General features: G+C 73.1%; 20 protein-coding genes. 14 read left to right on the top strand and 6 right to left on the bottom strand.

All coding sequences use genetic code 11. The features are described 5' to 3' along the window. Window positions 1-223: 223 nt before the first annotated feature. On the bottom strand, window positions 224-820 hold the full coding sequence (locus AB0H75_RS35395; RefSeq protein WP_367804000.1) for a TetR/AcrR family transcriptional regulator: 597 nt from the start codon (window positions 818-820) through the stop codon (window positions 224-226). A 118-nt stretch (window positions 821-938) separates the two neighbouring features. Here AB0H75_RS35395 and AB0H75_RS35390 point away from each other — a divergent pair, with 118 nt between their 5' ends. Continuing rightward, window positions 939-1,853: an NmrA/HSCARG family protein gene (locus AB0H75_RS35390; protein ID WP_367803999.1), complete on the top strand. Its 915-nt coding sequence runs from the start codon at window positions 939-941 to the stop codon at window positions 1,851-1,853. Between the two features lie 112 nt (window positions 1,854-1,965). On the opposite strand, the gene AB0H75_RS35385 is transcribed toward AB0H75_RS35390, so the two are convergent. Further along, the gene (locus AB0H75_RS35385; RefSeq protein WP_367803998.1) at window positions 1,966-2,979 is read right to left on the bottom strand and encodes a LacI family DNA-binding transcriptional regulator; all 1,014 of its coding nucleotides are present in this window, start codon (window positions 2,977-2,979) and stop codon (window positions 1,966-1,968) included. 110 nt (window positions 2,980-3,089) lie between these two features. On the opposite strand from AB0H75_RS35385, the gene AB0H75_RS35380 reads away from it, so the two are divergent. From AB0H75_RS35380 to AB0H75_RS35355, 6 genes are all read left to right on the top strand, one after another. Continuing rightward, on the top strand, window positions 3,090-4,364 hold the full coding sequence (locus AB0H75_RS35380; RefSeq protein WP_367803997.1) for an ABC transporter substrate-binding protein: 1,275 nt from the start codon (window positions 3,090-3,092) through the stop codon (window positions 4,362-4,364). Continuing rightward, window positions 4,361-5,275, top strand: a complete 915-nt coding sequence (locus AB0H75_RS35375; RefSeq protein WP_367803996.1) for a carbohydrate ABC transporter permease — start codon at window positions 4,361-4,363, stop codon at window positions 5,273-5,275. The genes AB0H75_RS35380 and AB0H75_RS35375 overlap by 4 nt, the downstream gene beginning before the upstream one ends. Then, window positions 5,272-6,036, top strand: a complete 765-nt coding sequence (locus AB0H75_RS35370; RefSeq protein ID WP_367803995.1) for a carbohydrate ABC transporter permease — start codon at window positions 5,272-5,274, stop codon at window positions 6,034-6,036. Before AB0H75_RS35375 ends, AB0H75_RS35370 begins: the two co-directional genes overlap by 4 nt. Beyond that, window positions 6,029-7,828 (top strand): glycoside hydrolase family 127 protein, encoded by a 1,800-nt coding sequence (locus tag AB0H75_RS35365; RefSeq protein WP_367803994.1) that lies wholly within the window; start codon window positions 6,029-6,031, stop codon window positions 7,826-7,828. Before AB0H75_RS35370 ends, AB0H75_RS35365 begins: the two co-directional genes overlap by 8 nt. 84 nt (window positions 7,829-7,912) lie before the next feature. Next, window positions 7,913-8,032, top strand: a complete 120-nt coding sequence (locus AB0H75_RS35360; protein WP_367803993.1) for an Ig-like domain-containing protein — start codon at window positions 7,913-7,915, stop codon at window positions 8,030-8,032. 102 nt (window positions 8,033-8,134) lie between these two features. Continuing rightward, complete coding sequence (locus AB0H75_RS35355; RefSeq protein ID WP_367803992.1) at window positions 8,135-10,189, top strand: sensor histidine kinase; 2,055 nt, start codon at window positions 8,135-8,137, stop codon at window positions 10,187-10,189. A 31-nt stretch (window positions 10,190-10,220) separates the two neighbouring features. On the opposite strand, the gene AB0H75_RS35350 is transcribed toward AB0H75_RS35355, so the two are convergent. Beyond that, a complete protein-coding gene (locus tag AB0H75_RS35350; RefSeq protein ID WP_367803991.1) occupies window positions 10,221-11,828 on the bottom strand; it encodes a cellulase family glycosylhydrolase in 1,608 nt (535 codons plus the stop codon). 110 nt (window positions 11,829-11,938) lie between these two features. After that, on the bottom strand, window positions 11,939-12,589 hold the full coding sequence (locus AB0H75_RS35345; protein ID WP_367803990.1) for a TetR family transcriptional regulator: 651 nt from the start codon (window positions 12,587-12,589) through the stop codon (window positions 11,939-11,941). Window positions 12,590-12,681: 92 nt separating this feature from the next. On the opposite strand from AB0H75_RS35345, the gene AB0H75_RS35340 reads away from it, so the two are divergent. The 3 genes from AB0H75_RS35340 to AB0H75_RS35330 are packed head-to-tail and all read left to right on the top strand — an operon-like array spanning window position 12,682 to window position 16,411. After that, window positions 12,682-13,131, top strand: a complete 450-nt coding sequence (locus AB0H75_RS35340) for a (2Fe-2S)-binding protein (RefSeq protein ID WP_367804128.1) — start codon at window positions 12,682-12,684, stop codon at window positions 13,129-13,131. Further along, window positions 13,128-14,123, top strand: a complete 996-nt coding sequence (locus tag AB0H75_RS35335; RefSeq protein WP_367803989.1) for a xanthine dehydrogenase family protein subunit M — start codon at window positions 13,128-13,130, stop codon at window positions 14,121-14,123. The genes AB0H75_RS35340 and AB0H75_RS35335 overlap by 4 nt, the downstream gene beginning before the upstream one ends. Further along, window positions 14,120-16,411: a xanthine dehydrogenase family protein molybdopterin-binding subunit gene (locus AB0H75_RS35330; protein ID WP_367803988.1), complete on the top strand. Its 2,292-nt coding sequence runs from the start codon at window positions 14,120-14,122 to the stop codon at window positions 16,409-16,411. The genes AB0H75_RS35335 and AB0H75_RS35330 overlap by 4 nt, the downstream gene beginning before the upstream one ends. On the opposite strand, the gene AB0H75_RS35325 is transcribed toward AB0H75_RS35330, so the two are convergent. Beyond that, window positions 16,368-16,943 (bottom strand): TetR/AcrR family transcriptional regulator, encoded by a 576-nt coding sequence (locus AB0H75_RS35325; RefSeq protein WP_367803987.1) that lies wholly within the window; start codon window positions 16,941-16,943, stop codon window positions 16,368-16,370. The two genes, AB0H75_RS35330 and AB0H75_RS35325, sit on opposite strands and share 44 nt — an antisense overlap. An 81-nt stretch (window positions 16,944-17,024) precedes the next feature. Here AB0H75_RS35325 and AB0H75_RS35320 point away from each other — a divergent pair, with 81 nt between their 5' ends. From AB0H75_RS35320 to AB0H75_RS35305, 4 genes are all read left to right on the top strand, one after another. Further along, window positions 17,025-17,474 (top strand): nuclear transport factor 2 family protein, encoded by a 450-nt coding sequence (locus AB0H75_RS35320; protein WP_367803986.1) that lies wholly within the window; start codon window positions 17,025-17,027, stop codon window positions 17,472-17,474. A 270-nt stretch (window positions 17,475-17,744) separates the two neighbouring features. Beyond that, entirely contained in the window at window positions 17,745-19,370 is a 1,626-nt protein-coding gene (locus tag AB0H75_RS35315; RefSeq protein WP_367803985.1) for a polysaccharide lyase family 1 protein, read from the top strand. Between the two features lie 11 nt (window positions 19,371-19,381). Beyond that, window positions 19,382-20,404, top strand: coding sequence for a polysaccharide lyase family 1 protein (locus AB0H75_RS35310; protein WP_367803984.1), 1,023 nt, complete (start codon window positions 19,382-19,384; stop codon window positions 20,402-20,404). A gap of 9 nt (window positions 20,405-20,413) precedes the next feature. Next, window positions 20,414-21,430 carry a polysaccharide lyase family 1 protein gene (locus tag AB0H75_RS35305; RefSeq protein ID WP_367803983.1) on the top strand — a complete coding sequence of 339 codons (1,017 nt, stop codon included), beginning with the start codon at window positions 20,414-20,416 and terminating at the stop codon, window positions 21,428-21,430. Here AB0H75_RS35305 and AB0H75_RS35300 read toward each other — a convergent pair. Continuing rightward, window positions 21,420-22,388: a zinc-binding dehydrogenase gene (locus AB0H75_RS35300; RefSeq protein WP_367803982.1), complete on the bottom strand. Its 969-nt coding sequence runs from the start codon at window positions 22,386-22,388 to the stop codon at window positions 21,420-21,422. The two genes, AB0H75_RS35305 and AB0H75_RS35300, sit on opposite strands and share 11 nt — an antisense overlap. Window positions 22,389-22,445 lie beyond the last annotated feature (57 nt).

The following is a 22,445-nucleotide window of genomic DNA, read 5'->3' as shown; positions in this document are numbered from 1 at the left end:
TACTCACCTTTTGATTGCGGGCCGCGCGTTACCCCTTCGGACGCGGTAGCGGCCTCCTGTCCCGCCAGGACCGGCCGGGCCGTACGCGCCGGCGCGAAGCCGCAGCCCGAACCGTAGATCCACGTGAACCGCCATCGGCCGGTTCCGCCGGCTCGACCCACGTGTCTCACCAGCCCCGGAACGTGATCACCCTAAAAGATCACCGTCGCCTGTCCTCATCCGGTCACGACCCGGCCTTGCGCACTCCGGTGAGCGCGAGGGTGAGCAGCCGGTCGGCCTGGGCCGCGGCGTCGGGCTCCCGCTCGACGGCCAGGCAGATGGCGTTGACGAGTTTGAGCAGGTCCGTGATCGGGACGTCGGGCCGTACGGCCTTCGCCCGCCGGGCGCGGTCCAGCAGGTCCGCACCCGCGTTGGTGATCATCGTGTGGCAGGTGGCGCCCAGGGCCGGGTCGCCGTCGTGGGCGCCGCGCATCAGCGAGGCGGCCAGCCCCCGGTTGGACACGGCGTGCGCGGCGACGGCTCCCAGCCAGGTCGCCAGCGCGTGCCAGGGGTCGGGGCCGCCGGCCAGGCCGGCGGCGGTGGCGCACAGGGCCTCCACCTTGTCGCGGAAGACGGCCTCCAGCAGCCGCTGCCGGGAGGGGAAGTGGCGGTGCAGCGTGGCCGAGCCGACCCCGGCGCGCCGGGCGATCTCCTCCAGGGACGCCTCGGCGCCCTGCTCGGCGACGGCTTCGGCGGCGGCGGCCAGGATGCGGTCGTGGTTGCGGCGCGCGTCCGCGCGCATCGGGCGGGCGGACGGGACCGTACGGCTGGCGGGCGACATGGGTTCTCCGGCGGACTTGCAAAAGCGGGGTGGCCCTCCATATGGTACTCAACCATAACCGGAGGGCCACCCCATTTAAGTGGGTGGCCGCCGGGTGCCTACCGTTGGGGGAAACATCGTGAAGACCATCGTGGTGATCGGGGCGACCGGCCTCCAGGGCCGGGCCGTGACGGCGCGGCTGCTCGCCGGCGGCCGGCGGGTACGGGCGGTGACGCGCGACGTGGACACCGCGGCGGCCCGCGCGCTGGCGCGGGCGGGTGCCGAGCCCGTCCGCGCCGACATGGACGACCCCGCCTCGCTCGTGGCCGCCGCCGAGGGCGCCCACGGCCTGTTCAACGTGCAGCCCACCGTCGGCTCGCCGGGCACCCCGGCGGGCTTCTCGGCCGAGGACGAGGTCCGCTGGGGATGCAACGTCGCCGACGCGGCCCACGCCGCCGGCGTGCGGCACCTGGTCTACGCCTCGCTCGCCGGCGCGGGCCGTCACAACACCGAGAAGCTGCCGGGCAACACGATCAACAAGTGGCGGATCGAGCAGCACATCACCCGGCTGGGCCTGCCCGCGACCTTCCTGCGCCCGGTGTCGTTCATGGAGAACTACACCGGCGCCTACCACCTGCGCGACGGCGCCGTGGCCACCGCGTTCGCGGCCGACGTACCCCAGCAGGTCATGGCCGTGGACGACATGGGCGCCTTCGCCGCGCTGGCCTTCGCCCACCCGGGCGAGTGGATCGGCCGCGCGGTCGACCTGGCCGGGGACGAGCTGACCCCGCGCCGGATCGCCGCCGCCATCTCCGAGGCGGTCGGCCGGCCGCTGCCGTACGTCCAGATCCCGATCGAGGTGATCGGCCGGCTCGGCGCGGAGTTCGCCTACGCCTACACCTGGCTCAACGAGCGTGGCTACCGCGCCGACGTCGCCTTCACCCGCGCCCTGCACCCCGGCCTGATGGACCTGCGCACCTGGCTGCGGCGGACGGGCGCGGCCCGGATCGCCGCCTTCCTGGCCGCCCGGGACACCGCGGAGCGGGACCGATGAACCCCGGACGGATCGGCGTCCGGGCGGGCGAGATGGACCGCTACCCCGCCCCGGTCCTGCGCCGGACGAGCCGCCCTTCGGGCGGCCTGGAGATCCGGGCTCCGTACGGGCTCTAGGAGACGCCGGGTGGGGAGGTGGAGTCGCGGATGACCAGTTGGCAGGGCATCTTGTGGACGCCGGGCGTGGCCCTGCCGTCGATCGCGGCGAACAGGTGCTGGGCCGCGGTCCGGCCCAGTGACTCCAGGTTCATGTCCACCGTGGTCAGCGCGGGGCGGGTCTCCGTGGACAGGACCTCCCAGTTGTCGTAGCCGACGACCGCGATGTCGTCCGGCACCCGCCGGCCCCGCTCGCGGGCCGCCTCCACGAAGCCGGCGGCGATCTGGTCGCTGCCGCAGAAGACCGCGTCGATCTCGGGCTCGGACATCAGCAGCATCTCGGCGGCGTGCCGCCCCCACCGCTGCGACCACGGGCCGGACAGCGTCCGGCCGGCCTGCGGCAGGCCCGCGGACTCCAGCGCGAGGCGCAGGCCCTCCTCGCGGTCGCGGGCGGCCTTGTAGTGGGCCGGGCCGGTGATGTGGGCGATGCGGCGGCGGCCGAGGGCCAGCAGGTGGCCGACGGCCATCGCGGCGGCGCCCACGTCGTCGGGGACGAACGAGACGTCCTCCGGGTCCTCGGAGGGGCCGTAGGCGTAGACGACCGGTATGGGCAGGTCGGCGCTCACCGACGGGCGCGGGTCGGTGCTCTCGCCCACCACGATGAGCCCGTCCACCCGGCGGGACAGCAGCGCCCGCAGGTGGTGCTGCTCCCTGATGGCGTCGCCGCGCGCGTCGCAGAGCAGCACGGCCATCTCGCCCGCGCCGAACGCGTCCTCGGCGCCGAGCAGCACCGGGATGCCGAAGCGGCCGACGCTGTCGGAGGTGAGCAGCCCGACCGTGCGCGTCTGGCCGGACAGCAGGCCCCGGGCCAGGGCGTTCGGCTGGAAGGAGAGCTGGGCCGCGGCGGCGAGCACGCGCTCGCGGGTGGCGGCCCGCACGTCCTGCCGCCCGTTCAGCGCCTTGGACGCCGTGGCGATCGAGACCCCCGCCAGCGAGGCCACGTCGTTGATGGTCGCCCGCTTAGTCGCCATGCTTCGAAACCCTTTTCGGTCGCTGTGAACTGCTTAGCACCCTAGCACCCATTGACAGAGGTCCGTGTTTCTTCTACGTTTCCGAAAACCTTTAAGTCCAGGAGCACATCATGAGACGAAGGCTGGCCGGGATCTCCCTCCTCGGCGTGTTAGCGCTCACGGCGGCGGCCTGCGGCAACGGCGGCGGCAGCGGGGGCGGCGGCACCCAGCCCGCGGAAGGTCCCGTGACGATCACGATGTGGACCCGCGCCGCCACGCAGACGCAGAGCGAGCGGCTGGTCCAGGAGTACAACAGGACCCACAAGAACCAGGTCAAGCTCACCGTCATCCCGACGGACAACTACCAGCCGCGCATCGCCGCCGCGGCCGGTGCCAAGCAGCTCCCCGACGTGTTCGCGGCCGATGTCATCTTCGTTCCGAACTACACCTCCCAGGGCCTGTTCCTGGACCTCACCGACAGGATCGCGGCCCTGCCGTTCAAGGACAAGCTCGCGCCCTCGCACATGAAGCTGGGCACGCTCGACGGCCGCAGGTACACGCTGCCGCACACCCTCGACCTGTCGGTCTGGTTCTGGAACAAGGACCTGTACGAGAAGGCCGGCCTCGACCCCGAGAAGGGGCCGAAGACGCTGAAGGAGTTCGCCCAGCAGGCCACCACCATCCAGGAGAAGCTGGGCGAGGACGGCAAGGTCCACGGCACGTTCTTCGGCGGCAACTGCGGCGGCTGTTACGTCTTCACGTTCTGGCCCTCCGTCTGGGCCGCCGGCGGCCAGGTCATGAACGCCGAGGGCACCCAGTCCCTCAACGACCGGCCCGCCATGCTCGACGTCTTCAGGATCTACCGCGAGCTGTACGAGAAGAAGGCCACCGGCCCGACCGCCAAGGAGGAGCAGGGCCCGACCTGGACCGGCTTCTTCCCCAAGGGCGAGATCGGCGTGATGCCGATGCCCTCGACCACGCTCGGCCTGATGCCCAAGGACATGAGGATCGGCGTCACCCCCATCGCCGGCCCGGACGGCGGCGAGTCGACCTTCGTCGGCGGCGACTCCATCGGCGTCAGCTCCACCACCAGGAACGCCGACGCCGCCTGGGACTTCGTGTCCTGGACGGTCGGCGACCAGGCCCAGGTGGAGGTCATGGCCAAGAACAAGGACGTGCTCGCCCGCACCGACCTGGCCGGCAACAAGTACTCCGCCGAGGACCCGCGCGTGGTGCTGATCAACTCGCTGGTGGCCAAGGGCCAGACCCCGTACGCCCTGCGCTTCGGCCAGACCTTCAACGACCCCCAGGGCCCGTGGCTGCGCTTCGCCCGCGAGGCCGTCTTCGGCGACACCTCCAAGCTGCCGCAGCTCAACGCCGAGATCACGAAGTCGCTGCAACCATGACGTTGACGATGACCCGGTCCGGGCGGCGGGCGGCCCACGGCGCGCCCGCCGCCCGGTGGCGGAGCAGGAAGATCCAGGGCTGGCTGTACGCGGCGCCGACCGCCGTCATCGTGGGCGTGCTGTTCGTCGCGCCCCTGGTGCTGGTGGTCTGGATGTCGCTCAACCGCTGGCCCCTGCTCGGCGGCGCCACGTTCAACGCCCCCGACAACTACACCAAGATCGCCGACAATCCGCTCTTCCTGGACGCGGTGCTCTTCACGCTCAAGTACACCGCGATCACCACCGTCCTGCTGTCGGGGGTGGCGCTGGGCCTGGCCCTGCTGGTGCAGGAGCGCCGGCCCGGCATCGGGTTCTTCCGCACCGCGTTCTTCCTGCCGGGCGCGGTCGGCTTCGCCGCGGCCGGGCTGCTGTTCTACGGCATGCTCAACAACGACTTCGGCCCCATCGACCCGATGCTCCGGGCGGTCGGCCTCACCACCGAGCCGGTCAAGTGGATCGGCACCCCCAGCATGGCGCTGTTCTCCACGATCGCGCTGGTGATCTGGCGCTTCGCCGGGTTCAACATGCTCATCCTGCTCACCGGGCTGCAGGCCATCCCCACCGAGGTGTACGAGGCCGCCCGCAGCGACGGCGCCGGCCGCTGGCAGATCTTCACCCGGATCACGCTGCCGCTGCTGCGCCCCACGCTGGCCCTGATGCTCATCCTCAGCGTCACCGGCTCGCTGCTCGCCTTCGACCAGTTCTTCGTCTTCACCAACGGCGGCCCGGACAACAGCACGGTCTCCATGGTCATGGTCGTCTACCGGGACGCTTTCTTCCGCTTCGACCTCGGCGGCGCGGCGGCGCTGTCGGTCGTGCTGCTCGTGGCCCTCGTCGGGCTCAACACGCTCATGATGCGGAGGCTGCGATGAGCCGGTACCTCACGCTGTCCGCGCTGGCGGTGCTGTTCCTGTTCCCGCTGGTGTGGAGCGGCTACGCCTCGCTGGAGGACCCGTCCAACTACCTGGAGATGGCCCGCTTCGGGGAGGGCGTGGGCACGTACGCGACCAACAGCGTGCTGGTCTCCGCCATGACCGTGGCGGGCACGCTGGTCGTCTCGGCGCTCGGCGGCTACGGCTTCGCCCGCTTCGACTTCCCCGGCAAGAACGTGTTGTTCCTGGCCACGCTGGCGATCCTCATGGTGCCGTACGCGACCATCCTCATCCCGCTCTACGTGCTGCTCGGCTACCTCGGCCTGCAGAACTCCCTGGTCGGGCTGTCGCTGGTGTTCGTGATGTTCCAGCTCCCGTTCGCGCTGTTCATGATGCGCAACGCGTTCGAGGCGCTGCCGCGCGAGCTGGAGGAGGCGGCGCTGGTGGACGGCTGCGGGACGTTCCGCGCGTTCTCCCGCATCCTGCTGCACGCGGTGCGGCCGGCGCTGGTCACGGTCGGGCTGTTCGCCTTCCTCGCCTCGTGGAACGACTTCTTCGCGCCGCTCATCCTGCTCAACGACGGCGCGTCGTTCACGCTGCCGGTGGCCGTGGTCAGCATGACGCAGCGCACGTTCGGCGCCATCGACTACGGCATGCTCCAGGCCGGCGTCATGGTCATGGCCATCCCCTGTCTCGTCCTGTTCATCGTGCTGCAGCGCCACTACGTGCGCGGATTCATGTCAGGAGCTCTGCGTGGCTAACCCCGTCCTGCCCTCATCGGGCGTCCTGTCCCCCCTCGGCCTCGACTCCGTACGGCTCGCGCCCGGCTTCTGGGGCGACCGGGCCGCGCTGAACCGCGAGGTCACCATCGCCCACTGCCTGGACTGGGACGAGCGCGAAGGCTGGATCCCCAACTTCCGGGGCGAGCGCCCGCGCCGGGGCCGGGAGTTCAGCGACTCCGAGATCTACAAGCTGCTGGAGGCCATGGCCTGGGCCGGCCATCCGGCGCTGCCCGCGCTGGCCGAGACGGTGGCGGGCGCGCAGGAGGGCGACGGCTACCTCAACACCCGCTGGACCGGCAGCCGCTACACCGACCTGGAGTGGGGGCACGAGCTGTACTGCTACGGCCACCTCATCCAGGCCGGGGTGGCCCGGCTGCGCACGCACGGCGAGGACACCCTGACCCGGGTCGCGACGCGGGCGGCCGACCACGTGTGCCGCCGCTTCATGGAGGGCACGCAGACCTGCGGGCACCCGGTGATCGAGATGGCGCTGGTCGAGCTGTACCGGGCGACCGGGGCCGAGCGCTATCTGGAGATGGCCCGCCGCTTCGTCGAGCGCCGCGGCCTGCCCGCGCTCGCCGACATCCCGTTCGGCCGCGCCTACTACCAGGACGACCAGCCGGTCCGGCAGGCCCAGGTGTTCCGCGGGCACGCCGTGCGGGCGCTCTACCTGGCCTGCGGCGTGGTGGACGTGGCCGTAGAGACCGGCGACGAGGAGCTGCTGAAGGCCGTCGAGGCGCAGTGGGAGCGGACCGTCGCCCGGCGTACCCACCTGACCGGCGGCATGGGCTCGCGCCACGCCGACGAGTCGTTCGGCGAGGACTACGAGCTGCCCCCGGACCGCGCCTACAACGAGACCTGCGCGAGCATCGCCTCGATCATGCTGGCGCACCGGCTGCTGCTGGCCACCGGCGACGCGCGCTACGCCGACCTGGCCGAGCGCACCCTCTACAACATGCTCGCCACCGGCGTCGCGCTGGACGGCCGCTCGTTCTTCTACGCCAACCCGCTCCAGGTACGGGTGCCGGCGGTGCCGCTCGACGGGGTGAACCACGCGCCGGAGGGCGGGCTGCGCTCGCCCTGGTTCGACGTCTCCTGCTGCCCGCACAACGTCGCCCGCACGCTGGCCTCGCTGCCCGCCTACCTGGCCACGTCCTCGGCGGACGGCATCCAGGTCCACCACCCGACGCCGGCCGAGATCCGGCACGGCGGGCTCGCGGTCCGGGTGGAGACCGGGTACCCGTGGGACGGCGCGGTGACGGTACGGGTGCTGGAGGGCGGCAGGGGGCGGATCGCGCTGCGCGTCCCGGCCTGGGCGAAGGGCGCGACGCTGGCGCGCGGCGGCGTGACCCGCGAGGTGAGCCCGGGGTACGCGAGCGCCGACGGCCCCTGGCGGCCCGGCGACGAGCTGCGGCTGGAGCTGCCGATGACGCCGCGCTGGACGTTCCCGCACCGGCGCGTCGACGCGCTGCGCGGCAGCGCCGCCGTGGAGCGCGGGCCGCTGGTCTACTGCGCGGAGTCGGTGGCCGACGAGCCGCCGCTCGGCGACGTCGCCGCCCGGGTGGCCCCGCCGGTGGAGCACCACGTGGACGGGGTGGTGGAGCTGGAGGTCCCCGTGTCGCTGGGCGGCGGGGAGCCGGCCGGCTGGCCGTACGGGGACGCGCCGGACGGGGAGCCCTCGGGGCCGGACACCGCGCTGCGGCTGGTGCCGTACCACCGGTGGGGCAACCGGGGCCCGGCGACCATGCGCGTCTGGCTGCCGGTCGGCTGAGGGGGACGAGCTGGGCATGCCGGTGTTCACCGGCGCGGACCCGGTGCCGGACGAGCCGGTCGGCTACCACCCGCGCCGGGCTCGGTGGCCGTCACGTGGGAGGCGATCGACCCCGACCGATACGCCCGGCCGGGCACGTTCACCGTGAACGGGCAGGTCCAGGGCGCGACCGTGCCCGCCAAGGCCACTATCACGGTCCGGTAGCGCCTATATTGTCCTGGCCTTGTGGGTTCATGAGGCCAGGACATAATGCGTTCTACCGAGCGCGTGCCACCGATCGCGGGGGAGCGGAGAGGCGGAGAGCACATGGGCCAACTCGCCGACGACGTCCGGAGGGCCACGCCCGCGCGGGTGCTCGCCGTGGCCGTGGCGGCCGTGTCGCCGGTGCTCGGGATCGTGGCCTGGCTGGTCTGGGCCGGGCTGCCGGCCGAGTGGACGCCGGAGCGGACCGTCACCCCGCAGTCCGCGGTCGCCCTGACCTTCCCCGCCGTGGGCGCGTTCCTGATCGTGCACCGGCCGCGGCTCAACATGGCCTGGCTCATGTGCGCCGGCGGGCTCGCGGCGGCGGTCAGCGACCTGGCGGACGCGCTGATGTTCCGCGCCGCCGCCGCCGGCGACCTGGCCCTGGCCGGCTGGATGCGCCTGCCGGCGAACCTCGGCTGGGCGGTGTGCGGGCTGACGCTCACCATGCTGCTGCCGCTGTACTCGCCCGACGGGCGGCTGCCCTCGCCGCGCTGGCGGCCGGCGCTGCTGCTCGGCTGGGCGTCCATCACGCTCACGTTCGTGCGCAACACCTTCAGGGAGCCGCCGCCGGCGGCCGGGTACCCGTTCCCGCGGGTCATCCCCAACCCGCTGGCGGTCGAGGCGCTGAGCCCGTACAGCGGCGTGCTGGCGGCCGTGGGCTGGACCGGCATCTACACGGCGATGGCGCTGGCCGCGCTGTCGCTGGCGACGCGGCTGCGCGGCGCCGACCCGGTGCTGCGGCGGCAGATCGGCTGGCCGCTGCTGGCCTTCGCCGGCTACATCGTGTTCCTGGTCGCGGCGTCCTTCACCGACAGCCTGATGTGGACGGCCATCGTGTGGGCGGCGGCGATCCCGTTCGCCGTGGCGTTCTCCGTCATGCGTTACCGGCTCTACGGCATCGACACCGTGATCAGCCGCGCCTTCGTGGCGGCCGGGCTGGTGGCCGTGGTCAGCGCGGTGTACTTCGGCGTGGGCGCGCTGTCCGGCCTGGTGGTCTCCGGCTACGGGCAGGTCGCCGGGGTGGCCGCCGCGCTGTTCGCCGGGGCGTTCTTCCAGCCGCTGCGCCGGGCGCTGCAACGGGCCGTGGACCGGCTGCTGTACGGCGCCGTCGGCGATCCGGCCGTGCTGGCCGAGCGCCTCACCCAGGCCGTCCGGCGCGGCGACCCGGCCAACGCGCTGACCTCGGTGGTCGGCGTGCTGCGCGACGGGCTCGCGGTCGAGGGCGTGGCCGTCGAGGTGGCCGACGGCGAGCCCCGCTACGTCGAGAGCGGCCGGGTGGGCGAGCGGCCCCGGGAGGTGCCGCTGGTCTGGCACGGGGAGCGGGTCGGGCGGCTGCTCGTCGGGCCGCCGGGGCCGCGCCGGTTCCCGGCCGCGCACAACGAGCGCGTGCTGGCCACGCTCACCCCGTACGCGGCCGACGTGGCGCACGCCGTGCGGATGGCGGCCGACCTGCAACGCTCGCGCGAGCGCATCCTGACCACCCGCGAGGAGGAGCGCCGCCGGCTGCGCCGGGACCTGCACGACGGGCTCGGCCAGACCCTCTCGGCCATGGCCATGACCATCAACATGGCCAGGCTCAGCCTCAAGAGCTCCCCGGAGGCCGCCGACGAGCTGCTGCGCGAGCTGCACGCCGGGATGGCCGCCGTCACCGGCGACATCCGCGAGCTGGTCTACGGCCTGCGCCCGCCCGCCCTCGACGACCTCGGCCTGGCGCGGGCGGTGCGCGACCTGGCCGGGCAGCCCGCGCCGGACCCCGCCGTCGGGGCGGAGCTCGCGGTCGAGGTGGAGGTCGAGGGCGACCTGGGCGACCTGCCGGCCGCCGTCGAGGTGGCCGTCTACCGGATCGTCCAGGAGGCGCTGACCAACGTGCGCAAGCACGCGGCGGCCTCCGGCGTGCGGATCGTGCTCCAGCGGGAGCGGTCGGTGCTGCGGGTGCTGGTCGCCGACGACGGCAAGGGGCTGCCGGAGGGCGTGCGGCCGGGGATCGGGCTCGGCTCGATGCGGGAGCGGGCGGCCGAGCTGGGCGGCATCTGCGTGGTGAGCGGCGAGCCGGGCGGGGGCACCCGGGTCGAGGTGATGTTCCCGCTCCTCACCGCCCCGTCGGAGGCGCTGGCCTGACGACGGAGCGGTGGGCCCGTGCGTGGCCGCCTCAGGAGGCGGCGCAGGCGTAGGACGAGACCGTGGCGGTGTTGCCGGACGGGCGGGTGACCTGGAAGCCGAAGCCGGTCGAGGCGTTCGGGGCCAGGGTGCCGTTGTAGCCCGCGTTCCTGGCCGTGACGGTCTGGCCGCTGACGCTCACCGTGGCGTTCCAGGAGCCGGCGAGCGTGTGGCCGGCGGGCAGGGTGAAGGTGACCGTCCAGCCCTTGGTGGCGGCGGTGCCGGTGTTGGTGACCGTGACCGGCTGCACCACGTAGCCGCCGCCCCACTGGCTCTGGACCGTCCCGGCGGCCGTGCAACCGCCGGTCCCGCCGCCCTGCAACGTGGTGAACGTCGTCGTGGCCGAGGCCGCCGAGGTGTTGCCGGCGACGTCACGGGCGCGCACGTACACCTGGTACTGGGTGGCGGCCGACAGCCCACTCAGCGTGATCGAGTTGGTGGCGGACGCCCCGAGCAGCGTGTCGGTCGTGCCCTGCTCGCGGTAGACGTCGTAGCCCGCCACGCCCGAGCCGCCGGTGTCGGTGGAGGCCGTCCAGGTCAGGGTGGCGCCGGAGGAGGTGACGTTCGAGGCCGACGGGGTTCCCGGCGTGGTCGGCGGGGTGGTGTCGGTGCCGCCGCCGCTGAAGAACGTGGCCTCGCGCGAGGTCGCCACGATGCCGTTCGCGCCGTTGAAGATGCGCTGGCCCCAGGAGGTCAGGGCGGCCGGGTCGAAGTTGGTGACCATGTCGAGGTACTCGACGCCGCCGCCGTTGCCGCTCCACGACCAGCCGATGTAGCCGATCCCCCGCTGCTGGGCCTGGGCCATGATCGTGTCCTCGTCGGGGTCGCCGTCGGAGTGGTTGAACCCGAACTCGCCGATCACCAGCGGCAGCCCCGCGCTCTGGAAGACGTCGAGGTAGGCGGTGATCTCGGCGGCCGTGTCGAAGACGCCGTACATGTGGATGGAGAAGACGGTGTTGTGCTGCGGGTCGGCGGCGGCCACCGCGGCGGCGTTGTCGCGCATGGTGAACTGCCAGTCCTGGCCCCAGTTGGGGGCGTCCACCATGAGCAGGTGCTGGAAGCCGAGGCCGCGCATGCGGGTGATGGCGGAGGTGGTCGCGCTGGTCCAGCCGGAGACGTTGTTGTTGCCGTACGGCTCGTTGCCGATGTTGATGACGATGAAGTCCTCGGTGCCGGTGAGCGCGCTCTTGACGCTGTTCCAGTAGGTGACGGCCTGGTCCAGCGTGTACGCGCCGCTCTGCTCGCCGTAACCGGTGGTGTCGTGGTTTTCGAGCACGCATATTAACCGGTTCTGCCGACACAGCGAGACGACGTTGGCGACGTCGGAGGCGGCGTTCGGCGTCCACCGGCCGCCGCTCAGCACCACGCGCACGGTGTTGGCCTTCAGCGCCTTGATGTTGGCGAAGGAGCTCGTCTGGCTCGCGTACCAGGTGTGCGCGTGGCTGACCCCGCGCATCACGAACGCGTTCCCGTTGGCCTCCACGATCCTGGTGCCGCTGACCCGCAGCCCGACCGCGGCGTGCGCGGGGGCCGGGGCGGCGAGCATCGAGACGAGGAGCGACAGGAGCGCCGCCGCCACGAGCCCGATGGGTCTGCTCATAGGGGTCCCTTCTCCAGTGTTAACCGGTTAGGCCACGGTGCTGGGAAACCGCCACGATGTACAGGATTCGGCCCGCCGGGCCGCGAATGCGCTGGACGCCGCTGAAACTTTCAGCGCAGCGTGGGCAGCCCGGCGGCGAGCGCGCGCAGCGCGCGGACGAGCGTGGGCAGGAAGGGCGGGCACGTGGCGGCCAGCTCGGGGTCCTGGGCGTAGACCTGGGCCATCGTGGGGGGCGGGTTGGCGGCGGGGTAGAGCATGCCGGCCAGGCCGGTGGCGGCGCCGACCAGCTCGGTCGCCTCGACCGCGGTCAGGCCGGTGACCGGCGCGATCCGGGCGCCCAGCCCGGCGACCAGCTCCACCACGGTGCGCTTGAAGGCGTGCGCGGCGGGGACGGAGACGTTGTGTTCCAGGCTGGTGGAGGTGTGGCTGAGCAGGTCGCAGAAGAGCGGCCGCGCCAGCAGCGTCTCGCCCAGCGCCGCCACGACCGCCGCCGTGTTCCTGTCCGCGGGGAGGCGGGCGGTGACGTCCGCCGCCCAGGCATGCCACTCCTCGGCCGCGAGCTGGAGGTAGATCTCCTCCTTGGTGCCGAAGTAACGCACGATGTTGGACTTCGCCAGGCCGACCGCCTCCGCGACCGCCCCCAGGCTGACGTTGCGCACGCCGGAGGCGGCGGCGAGCTCGCGGGCGGCGTCGAGGATCGCCTGCCGCCGTTGCTCCTTGTGCTCGGGCCGCCGGGCCCGGAGGAAAGCCGATCGCGTCATGTCGCTGCCAGCATACGGCCGACTTAAGAGAACGCCGTTCTCTTGTTAAGCGGACGCCGTTCTGTTAGCGTCCGACCGTGACCGAGATACGGATGCGGGTGAACGGCGCCGACGAGAAGCTCGACGTCGAGCCCTGGACGAGCCTGCTCGACCTGCTGCGCGACCGGCTGGGCCTGACGGGGGTGAAGAAGGGCTGCGACCAGGGCGCGTGCGGCGCGTGCACGGTCCTCGCCGACGGCGTGCGGATCAACTCCTGCCTGGCCCTCGCCGTCCAATACGACGACAAGGACATCACCACCGTCGAGGGGGTGACCCCGCACCCGCTCCAGGAGGCGTTCGTCCGCCACGACGGCCTGCAGTGCGGCTACTGCACCCCCGGCCAGATCTGCTCGGCCATCGGCATGCTGGCCGAGCACGCCGCCTCCGGCGCCGACCCCGCCGCCCTCACCGAGGCCGAGATCAGGGAGCGGATGAGCGGCAACCTGTGCCGCTGCGGCGCCTACAACGGCATCGTGGACGCCATCAAGGACGTGGCCCGGTGAAGCCCTTCGCCTACGTCAAGCCCGCCGACGTGGACGAGGCCGTGCTGGCCGTGGCCGCCGACCCCGGCGCCCGCTTCCTCGGCGGCGGCACCAACCTCGTCGACCTCATGCGCGAGGGCATCGAGCGCCCCGCCACCGTCGTGGACCTCACCGCGCTGCCCCTCGACGAGGTGCACGACCTGCCCGGCGGCGGCCTGCGGATCGGCGCGCTGGTCCGCAACAGCGCCCTGGCCGCCGACCGCCGGGTCGCCGCCCGCTACCCGGTGCTGGCCCAGGCGATCCTGGCCGGCGCCTCGGCCCAGCTCCGCAACATGGCCACCGTGGGCGGCAACCTGCTGCAACGCACCCGGTGCCCGTACTTCTACGACCGCGAGGCGGCCTGCAACAAGCGCGAGCCGGGCGCCGGCTGCGACGCGTTCGGCGGCTTCAACCGCTCCCACGCCATCCTGGGCACCAGCGCGAGCTGCATCGCCACCCACCCGTCGGACATGTGCGTGGCGCTGGCCGCGCTGGACGCCGAGGTCGAGGCCCGCAGCGTGCGCGGCGTGCGGCGCATCCCGATCGCCGGGTTCCACCTGCCGCCCGGCGACACCCCGCACGTCGAGACCGCGCTGGCCGCCGACGAGCTGATCACGGCGGTCGAGCTGCCGCCCGCGCCGCTCGCGGCCCGCTCCCGCTACCGCAAGGTCCGCGACCGGGCCTCCTACGCGTTCGCGCTGGTCTCCGTGGCCGCCGCGCTGGAGGTGCGGGACGGGAGCGTGGCCGGGGTCCGGCTGGCGCTGGGCGGCGTGGCGACCACGCCGTGGCGGGCCAGGCAGGCCGAGCGGCTGCTGCTCGGCGGGCCGGCCGACGAGGAGGCGTTCCTGCGGGCGGCCGAGGCCGAGCTGGCGCCCGCCACCGTACGGCCCGGCAACGCGTTCAAGGCCGGCCTGGCGCGCGCCACGATCACGGCCACGCTGCGCGAGCTGGCCACCGGGGAGGAGACGGCATGACCACGACCGAGACCGAGCGCGAGCGCGCCGCCGGCGCCGCGACGTACGTCGGGCGGCCGGTGGACCGGCTCGACGGCCGCGCCAAGGTCACCGGCGAGGCCCGCTTCGCCGCCGAGCACCACTACCCGGACCTGGCCCACGCCGTGCTCGTCCACGCCACCGTCGCGCGCGGCCGCATCACCGCGATCGACCCGGCGGCGGCCAGGACCGTGCCCGGCGTGATCGACGTCCTCACCCACGAGAACGCGCCGCCCATGAAGCCGCCGCCCGCCTTCAGCGCCCTCGACCTCAGCACGTTCGTCTCGCCCACGTCGGTCAACTACCTGGCCACCGACGAGGTCCACTGGAGCGGCCAGCCGGTCGCCGTCGTGGTCGCCGAGACCCCGGAGGCCGCCCGGCACGCGGCCACGCTGGTGCGGCCCGCCTACCAGGAGCTGCCCGCCGTCGTGGACTTCGCCGCCGAGGAGCCCGGCGCCGTCCCGCAGAAGGGCAACCCGCTCCAGCCCGCCGCGGCCGACAAGGGCGACGCGGCCGCGGCGCTGGCCGCCGCCCCGGTCAAGGTGGACCTGCGCTTCACCACGCCGCCCTACAACCACAACGCCATCGAGCCGCACGCCACCGTCGCCGTGTGGGACGGCGACCGGCTGACCGTCCACGAGGGCACCCAGAACATCGCGTGGACGCGCAAGCACCTCGCGATGCGGTTCGGCGTTCCGGAGCGGGACGTGCGGGTGTTGTCGCCGTACGTGGGCGGCGGGTTCGGCGGCAAGGGCATGGTGTGGGCGGGGACGCTGCTCGCGGTGCTGGCCGCGCGGGCCGTCGGCCGCCCGGTGCGCCTGGCGCTCAGCCGGGCGGCCGTCTACCACACGGTCGGCGGGCGCACCCCCAGCACGCAGCGGGTCGCGCTCGGCGCGGACGCCGGCGGGCGGCTGACCGCGATCGTCCACACCAGCGTCTCCAGGACCGGGCGGGCCGGCGGCATGGCCGAGCCGATCACCGCCGCCACCCGGCACCTCTACGCCGCCCCGAACATCCACCTGCGCCAGCACGTCGTCCAGCTCGACCTGCTGGCCAACTCGCCCATGCGCGCGCCCGGCGAGGCCATCGGCACCTTCGCGCTGGAGTCGGCCATGGACGAGCTGGCCTGGGAGCTCGGCATGGACCCGGTCGAGCTGCGGCTGCGCAACGAGCCCGAGCGCGACCCGGTGGGCGGCCAGCGGCTCAGCCGGCGGCTGCTGCGGGAGGCGTACGCGGAGGGGGCCGAGCGGTTCGGCTGGAGCGGGCGCGACCCGCGCGCCGGAGCCACGCGGGACGGGCGGTGGCTGGTCGGCATGGGGATGGCGGCGGCGTACCACCCGTCGCTGGTGCTGCCCGCGAGCGTGAGCGTGCGCCTCGGCGCGGACGGCCGGGTCGTGGTGCGCTGCGGGATGCAGGAGATGGGCATGGGCGCGGCGACCGTCCAGGCCCAGATCGCCGCCGACGAGCTGGGCGTGCCGCTGTCGTCGGTACGGGTCGAGTACGGCGACTCGGCCCTGCCGGACGCGCCCGGCGCGGGCGGCTCGGCGCAGACCGCGAGCGTCGCCGGCGGCGTGCTGGCCGCCTGCGACAAGCTGAAGCGCTCGGTGCTCGCCCTGGCCAGGCGCGCCCCCGGCTCGCCGCTGCGCGGGCGGCGGCCGGCGCGGGTCGAGGCCCGCGACGGCGGCCTGTACCACGGCACGGAGGGGGAGAGCTACGCCGCGATCCTCGCGCGGGCGGGCCGCGACCACGTGACGGCCGAGGTCAAGCCCAGCATGCCGCTGTTCATGGCCAGGACCCTGCTGGAGCACCGGCGCTGGATGAAGGCGGCGTGCGGGGCGCACTTCTGCGAGGTGCGGGTGGACCGGGACACCGGCGAGATCCGGGTGTCGCGCTGGCTCGGCGTCTTCGACGTCGGCCGGGTGATCAACGCCAAGACGGCGGCCAGCCAGCTCCGGGGCGGGATCGTCATGGGGCTCGGCATGGCGCTGTCGGAGGAGACGCTGGTCGATCCGCGTACCGGCAGGATCGTCAACCCGGGCCTGGCCGACTATCACGTGCCGGTCCACGCCGACGTGCCCCGCATCGACATCCACTACCTCGACGAGCCCGACCCCAGGACCCCGCTGGGGCTGGTCGGCATCGGCGAGGTGAGCATCACCGGGGTGGCGGCGGCGGTCGCGAACGCGGTCCGGCACGCCACCGGCAGGCGGGTCCTGGACCTGCCGATCACCCTGGACAAGGTGCTGCCCGGCCAGGCCCCGCCCCCGTGAGCGCGGCGGCGGCCAGGCCCGCCGCCCGTGCCGCGGCCGTCGCCGCCTCCGGAGGGCCGGTCATGGCGGTGACGGTGGCGCCCTCGACGAGCACGAGGAGCTGCCCGGCCAGCAGCTCGGGGTCGGCCGCCCCCGCCTCGGCGGCCAGGCTGCGCAGGTAGCCGCGCAACCGCTCCTTGTGCCGGCGCACCACGTCGCGGACGGCGGCGGAGTCGGCGCCGAGCTCGCCGTAGGCGTTGACGAAGCCGCAGCCGCGGAAGCCGTCCTCGCCGAACCACCGCTCCAGCCAGTCGAAGACGGCCTGGACGCGGTCGGGGCGGGCGGCGACGTAGCCGGTGAGCGCGGCCATCCAGCGCTCGTCCCGCCGCTCCAGGTAGGCCACCACCAGCGCCTCCTTCGAGGGGTAGCACTGGTAGAGCCGCTTGAGCGACACGCCGGAGGCGGCCCGGACCTCGTCCATGCCGACCGCGCGCACGCCGCGCCGGTAGAACAGCTCGCCGGCCGCGGCGAGGACCCGTTCCGCGTGTTCCATGACCCTCCTTGCGGTTGAGAACGGTCGTTCTCTAGGCTACGAGAGAACGCTCGTTCTCCGCTGCCCCGCCGAGGAGGCCCGATGACCCGCCCGCCCGTCCCGCCGTTCACCGAGGAGAGCGCCCGCGCCAAGGTGCAGGCCGCCGAGGACGCCTGGAACACCCGCGACCCCGACCGCGTCGCGCAGGCGTACACGGAGGACTCCGTCTGGCGCAACCGCGGCGAGTTCCTCCGGGGCCGCGACGAGATCCGGGCGTTCCTGCGCCGCAAGTGGGACAGGGAGCTGGACTACGCGCTGCGCAAGGAGCTGTGGGCGGTGCTCGGCGACCGCATCGCCGTGCGCTTCCAGTACGAGTGCCGCGACGCCACCGGCCAGTGGTGGCGCAGCTACGGCAACGAGCAGTGGGAGTTCGACGAGCGCGGCCTGATGCGCCGCCGCGAGGCCAGCATCAACGACGTGCGCATCGAGGAGTCCGAGCGCCGCATCTTCGGCCCCCGCCAGGGCGCCGAGCCCCCGCTCCCGCTCAGGTGAGCCCGCCCGGGCGGCGTCACGTTCTACAATCGCTTGCACGATCGCCGTCCGGGCCTGCCGATCTCTGCAACAAAACTGCACACCGTACGGATTGACGCGCCTAACAATCGGTTGCATAAAGGTGTGAAGCTCGCGAGTGACCGCGCAACACCACAGCCAGTAAGGGACCCCCGTTCACGGTTCCGGCTCCACCCCCTGCGATCGGCGCGGATCCCGCGCGTGCGCGCGCGTGCGCCTCGCGCCGACGCCATCCCGACCGGAGGCTTCACGGTGCGCAGAAGCAAAGCTCGCAAGACCCGCCTGGCGCTCGCCCTGACCACCACGGCACTCACCACGGCGCTCACGACCGCCGCCGCGGCGCTGGTGCTGCTCGTGGCACCCGGCGGCGCGTCCGCCGCGACGCTGTTCAGCGACGACTTCGAGGACGGCAACGTGACCGACTGGTCGCGCTCCGGCGGAAGCTGGTCGCTGGTGACCGACGGCTCCCGCGCCTACCGCCAGTCCGGCACCAGCGCCGACGCCCGCGCGCTGGCCGGCGCGGGCTGGTCCGACCAGGCGGTGCAGGCCAGGGTCAAGCCACTGGCGTTCAACGGCTCGGGGCGGCACGTCGCGGTGCTGGCCCGGGCCCAGAGCACCAGCAGCTACTACTACCTCGGGCTGGGCGACGCGGGCACGGTCGTCCTCGGCAAGCGGACCGGTGGGGCGCCCGTCACGCTCGCCACCGGCACGGCCACGGCTCCGGCCGGCACCTGGCACACGCTGCGGCTGGAGGCGTTCGGCAGCACGCTGCGCGGCTTCGTGGACCACGTGCAGGTCGTCACCGCCACGGACGGCTCGCTCGGCTCCGGCCGCGCCGGCCTGGCCGGCTACTACGCCGCCGCCACCTTCGACGACGTGCTGGTGACCGACGTCGGCGGCCCCACGGAGGAGCCGACCGACCCGCCGACCACCCCGACCGTCCCGCCCGGCACCTGCTCGGCCTCCGGCACGCCCACCGGCTTCGCCGCCGTCGACGCCTGGGGCCAGAACGGCACCACGGGCGGCGCGGGCGGCCCGACCGTCGAGGTGGACACCGCAGGCGAGCTGATCGCGGCCATCGGCCGGAGCGGCCCGCTGAACATCTGCGTCCGCGGGACGATCACCGTCCCGGCCGGGATGCACAACGTCACCTCCGACAAGACGATCGTCGGCATCGGCGCCGGCGCCGGCATCACCGGCGGCGGGCTCACCATCGGCCTGCCGGTGGACGACGCGGTGACCTCCCCGCCGGCCAACGCCGTCCACAACGTCATCATCCGCAACCTGTCGTTCCGCGGCGCCACCGACGACTCGATCAACGTCCAGATGTTCAGCCACCACATCTGGATCGACCACAACGACCTGGCCGGCGGCTACGACGGCCTGATCGACATCAAGCGCGGCTCCTCGTACGTGACCGTCTCCTGGAACCACACCCACGACCACACCAAGAACATGCTCCTCGGCCACGACGACTCCAACGCCGCCCAGGACGTCGGCCGGCTGAAGGTCACCTACCACCACAACTGGTTCGACCGCACCCCGCAGCGCAACCCGCGCGTGCGCTTCGGCGAGCCCGTGCACGTCTACAACAACTACTACGTCTACAACACCGACGTCGGCGTGGCCTGCCAGGCGAACGCCGGCTGCGTGGTCGAGGGCAACTACTTCGAGCGCGTCGAGGAGCCGGTCAGCAACCACTACGCCGGCCCCGCCGGGCGCTGCGTGGCCAGGAACAACGTCTTCGTGGACGAGTCGGGCACGCCCGACTGCAGCGGCACCGTCCAGGAGCCGAGCGGCTACTACGCCTACACCCTCGACGACCCGGGCACCGTGAAGGCGGCCGTCACGGCCGGCTCCGGCGTGGGCAGGATCTGAGGGGGACCGCCATGGTGCTCCGCCTGGCGGCCACGGCCGCCCTGCTCACCGCCCTCACGCCTGTCACCGGGGCCGCTGTCACTGGAGCCGCTGTTACCGGGGCCGATGTCGCTTCGGGCCCCGTCGGCTTCGCCACTGTGAACGCCCTCGGCCGGAACGGCACCACCGGCGGTGCCGGCGGCCCCACGGTCACCGTCACCACCACCGCCCAGTTCCTCGACTCCATCGCTCGCCCCGGCCCGTACGTCATCCAGGTCAGCGGCACCATCACGCTGCCCACCGGCTCGACCGACGGCATGCACGACGTGACCTCCGACAAGACGATCGTCGGCCTCGGCGGCAACGCCGCCCTGGTCGGCGGCGGGCTCAACATCGGCCTGCCGGTGAACGACGCGGTGACCTCCCCGCCGGCGAACGCCGTCCACAACGTCATCATCCGCAACCTGTCGATCAGGGACGCCACCGACGACCTGATCAACGTCCAGATGTTCAGCCACCACATCTGGATCGACCACAACGACCTGTCCAACGGCGACGACGGCGCCGTGGACATCAAGCGCGGCTCCGACTACGTCACCGTCTCCTGGAACCGCTTCCACGACCACGACAAGACCCTGCTCCTCGGCCACGACGAGGACGCCGGCCCCCAGGACATCGGCCGGCTGCGGGTCACCTACCACCACAACTACTTCGACGCCTCCGACCAGCGCCATCCGCGCGTCCGCTTCTCGGCGCTCGCGCACGTCTACAACAACTACTACCGGGACAACAGCTACGGCGTCGCCTCCACCTACGACGCGGCCGTACTGATGGAGGGCAACTACTTCTTCAGCGTCAACAACCCCGGCCGGGTGGACTTCAGCGGCGACCTGGGCCGCATCGTCCAGCGCGACAACATCCTCGTGGACTGCAACCACGCGATCGAGACGCGCGGCACGGTGCCGGACCCGCGCACCTACTATCCCTACACGGCCGATCCGGCCGCCTCCGTCCCGACCGTCGTCCCGGCCGGTGCCGGGGTCGGCAAGATCTGAGGAGCGTCCATGGTGTCACGCGTCCTGGCGGCGGCGGCTGCCCTGCTCGCCACCGCGTTCTCGGCCCCCGCCGCCGCTGCCTCCGTCCCTCCCTCCGCCGCTGTCCGCGTCGCTGCCTCCGCCGCTGTCTCCGCCGCCGACCCGGCTCTCGTCGGCTTCGCCGCCGTGAACGCCCTCGGCCGGAACGGCACCACCGGCGGCGCGGGCGGCCCGGAGGTCACCATCACCACCGGCGCCCAGCTCAAGGACTACGCCGGCCGCAACACGCCGTACGTCCTGCGCATCTCCGGCCGCATCCAGATCAGCGGCATGATCACCGTGGTCGCCGACAAGAGCATCCTCGGCGTCGGCGCCACCGCCGAGATCACCGGCGGCGGCCTCCAGCTCGGCTCCACGACCCGTCCCGGCAACAACGTGATCATCCGCAACATCACGTTCACCGGCGCCTCGGACGACTCCATCAGCGTCACCAACAAGGCCCACCACGTGTGGATCGACCACAACGACCTGTCCAACGGCTACGACGGCCTGCTCGACATCAAGCGCGAGTCCGACTACGTCACGGTCTCCTGGAACAGGTTCCACCACCACAGCAAGACCATGCTGCTCGGCCACTCCGACAACTACACCGCCGACATCGGCAAGCTGCGGGTCACCTACCACCACAACTTCTTCGACGGCACCGACCAGCGCCACCCCCGCGCCCGCTTCGGCGAGCCGGTCCACGTCTACAACAACTACTACCGGAACAACTCGCTGTACGGCATCGCCTCCACCGAGAACGCGGGCGTCCTCGCCGAGGGCAACTACTTCGAGAACGTCGCCCACCCCATCCACGTCGGCTACTCCGAGAGCGCCCCTGGCCGGGTCGTGGAGCGCCGCAACCTGTACGTGAACTCCGGCGCTCCGGAGACGGCGGGCACCGTGGTCGAGCCCGGCACCTACTACCCGTACACGCTGGACGACCCCGCCACCGTCCCCGCCAGGGTGCAGGCCGGCGCGGGCGTCGGCACGATCACGCCCTGACCAGCAGCAGCGACTTGCCCACCGTGGTGCGGGCCGCCAGCGCGCGATGCGCGTCGGCGGCCCGCTCCAGCGGGTACGTGGCGCCGACCGCCGGGCGCAGCCGCCCCTCCCCGGCCCGCCGCAGCGCCAGGTCCAGCAGCTCGCGCACGGTCTCCTGGTCCGGCGGGCCCTCCATCAGCGGGAACACCAGCCGGATGCCCCGGCGCGCGGCCTCCTCCTGGTCGGGGGCGGCGAAACCGTTGCTGGTGCCGTAGGTGACGAACCGCCCGCCGTCGGCCACCGCCTCCAGGGCCGCCGTCCCGACCGGCCCGCCCGCCCCGTCGTAGACCAGGGCCGCTCCGCCGCCGGTGATCTCCCGTACCCGCTCGACCCAGTCCGGCCGGGTGTAGTCGACGCCGGCCTCCGCGCCCAGCCCGCGGGCCAGCGCCAGCTTGTCGTCGCTGGACGCGGCGGCCACCACCCGTGCCCCGGCGTCGGCGGCGAGCTGCACCAGCAGCGACCCGGCCCCGCCGGCCGCCGCCGACACCAGCACCCACTCGCCCTTCTCCGGGGCGCCCCGCCGGTCCATGTTGAGCGCGGTCACGCCGTCGTGGACCAGCGCCGCGGCCGTCTCGTCGTCCAGCCCGTCCGGGATCGCCATGATCTCCTGGACGCCGGCGACGACGCGCTCGGCGTACCCGGTGGAGGAGCGCACGACCACCCGCCGCCCCACCCAGGCCGGGTCCACGCCCTCGCCGACCGCCACGACCTCACCGGCCCCGCCGCCACCCGGCACGTACGGCAGCTCCCGGGGGAAGATCTCCTGCCCCCACCCGCTCCGCAACAGGGTGTCCAGGAAGATCACGTCCGCCACGGTCATCCCGACCACCACCTGCCCGGCCCCGGGCACCGGATCGGGCACCTCCACGGGCGTCAGCACCTCCGGACTGCCGAACGCCGCCACCTGAATCGCACGCATGAGGACGACCACCTTTCATCGAGAATCCTTGTCGTCCTCACCAGTCTTCAACCTCAA

Source organism: Nonomuraea sp. NPDC050783, from assembly GCF_040802095.1.
In the GTDB taxonomy this organism is placed as follows: domain Bacteria; phylum Actinomycetota; class Actinomycetes; order Streptosporangiales; family Streptosporangiaceae; genus Nonomuraea.
The sequence above is the reverse complement of the archived record's forward strand: the minus strand, read 5'-3'. Positions and strand labels throughout refer to the sequence as shown.